This window comes from Saccharopolyspora sp. NPDC000995, from assembly GCF_053599315.1.
The window spans coordinates 1-1,152 of record NZ_JBSFLZ010000361.1 but is presented as its reverse complement, the minus strand read 5'-3'; the positions used below and the strand labels follow the sequence as shown (position 1 = coordinate 1,152).

General features: G+C 62.4%; 1 protein-coding gene. It reads left to right on the top strand.

Annotation, left to right across the window (positions count from 1 at the left end; genetic code table 11):
• Positions 1-44 precede the first annotated feature (44 nt).
• Positions 45-1,151, top strand: a complete 1,107-nt coding sequence (locus ACWDKQ_RS36325; protein ID WP_450143265.1) for an IS630 family transposase — start codon at positions 45-47, stop codon at positions 1,149-1,151.
• Position 1,152 lies beyond the last annotated feature (1 nt).

Genomic DNA, 1,152 nt, shown 5'->3' with positions numbered 1-1,152 from the left:
TCCTGAGTTATTGATCCGATGAATAATTAGTGTAGAATTTGATGATGGCGCGTTCTGGCCGCCCGAAGGCGGAGCTTGTTCTGTCCGATGTGGAGCGTGACACGCTGCTGCGGTGGACTCGGCGGGCGAAAACGTCGCAGGCGTTGGCGCTGCGATCGAGGATCGTGCTGACCTGCGCGGAAGGCTTGAGCAACAAGGATGTCGCCGCCAGGCTGGGAATCTGGCCGCAGACGGTGTCTAAGTGGCGAGCCCGGTTTATCGCGAACCGGCTGGACGGCTTGTCCGACGAGCCCCGGCCGGGTGCGAAGCGCACGATCACCGATGAGCAGGTCGAAGCGGTGATCGTCAAAACCCTGGAGGAGCAGCCGACAGGCGGCGACACTCACTGGTCGACCCGGTCCATGGCCAGAAAAATGGGCATGTCCCAGACCGCGATTTCCCGAATCTGGCGCGCTTTCGGCCTCAAACCACACCTGGTCGACACCTGGAAACTGTCGACCGATCCCCAGTTCATCGAGAAGGTCCGAGACGTGGTCGGCCTCTACCTCGCCCCGCCGGAGAAGGCGCTGGTGCTGTGCGTGGATGAGAAATCTCAGATGCAGGCGCTGGATCGCACCGCCCCGATGCTGCCGATGATGCCTGGCGTGCCGGGCCGAAAGACCCACGACTACGTCCGCCACGGCACCACCAGCCTGTTCGCCGCACTGGACGTGGCCACCGGCAAGATCATCGGCCAGCACCAGCGGCGGCACCGCCATCAGGAGTTCCTCCGGTTCCTCAAGACCATCGACAAGAACACGCCCGCCGAGCTGGACCTGCACCTGATCTGCGACATCTACGCCACCCACAAGACCCCGGCGGTCCAGGCCTGGCTGGCCGCCCACCCACGCTTCCAGCTGCATTTCACCCCTACCAGCGGTTCCTGGTTGAACCTCGTCGAGCGCTGGTTCGGCGAGCTGACCAACCGCAAGCTCCGCCGATCAGCACACCGCAGTGTCAAAGAACTCGAAACCGACGTCCAAGCCTGGATCGACGCCTGGAACGACGACCCGAAACCCTTCGTGTGGACCAAAACCGCCGACGAGATCCTGGACAACCTCGCCAACTACTGCACACGAATTAACCAACTGACCAACGACTCAGAACACTAGG

Coding starts and splice junctions, on each gene's coding strand:
- ACWDKQ_RS36325 (WP_450143265.1), top strand. CDS start 45: ATGGCGCGTTCTGGCCGCCCGAAGGCGGAGCTTGTTCTGTCCGATGTG.